The sequence below is a fragment of the Pseudoalteromonas sp. P1-9 genome, from assembly GCF_001399975.1.
GTDB lineage: Bacteria > Pseudomonadota > Gammaproteobacteria > Enterobacterales > Alteromonadaceae > Pseudoalteromonas.
On sequence record NZ_LKBD01000131.1, the window covers coordinates 1 to 538 of the forward strand.

Consider the following 538-nt stretch of genomic DNA (forward strand, 5'->3'; position numbering starts at 1 on the left):
AGACTTTACTTAATTCGACGTGGCACCTGTCTTCAGTCTATGTTCGTGGTTCAATGCTGCGTGAGCAGCATCGCCATCCTAACGCCGTCAGTGGTTGTGCCACACCCGATGCTTGACCCAATGCATTAACTCTAATTCGTTCATATTAAGCGGGTACTCGCGCTATTCGCAATTTTGGATTAACGGGGACGAGTACCACTTCTTTTGCGATAGCCCAGATATAGGCAATCATTTCTCGCGCAATCGCTGTGACCACAAGGTTGTAATGCTTGCCTTTATTAATGAGCTTTTTGTAACGCTTGCAGAGCCTTACTTGTGCTTTCCATGCGATATCAACAATCTGTTTTGGTAAGCCTTCTTGTCGTTTTTGCATATCAGTGGAGATATTAGCGGCATACCTGTATGTGTGTGCACCTTCGACTAACAATCGTCTTGCTCGACCATTGCCACATTTAGTAATTGCGCCAATATGCCTTTTACCGCCACTTGAGTGTTCACTTGGTACAAGGCCGAGGTAACTCATCAGCTTACGCGGATG

At 45.9% G+C, this 538-nt stretch carries 1 protein-coding gene; it reads right to left on the reverse strand.

Annotated features, from left to right (window positions below):
* Window positions 1-145: 145 nt before the first annotated feature.
* The coding region (locus tag AN214_RS21870; RefSeq protein WP_152960856.1) for a transposase at window positions 146-538 on the reverse strand (393 nt) is incomplete at its 5' end.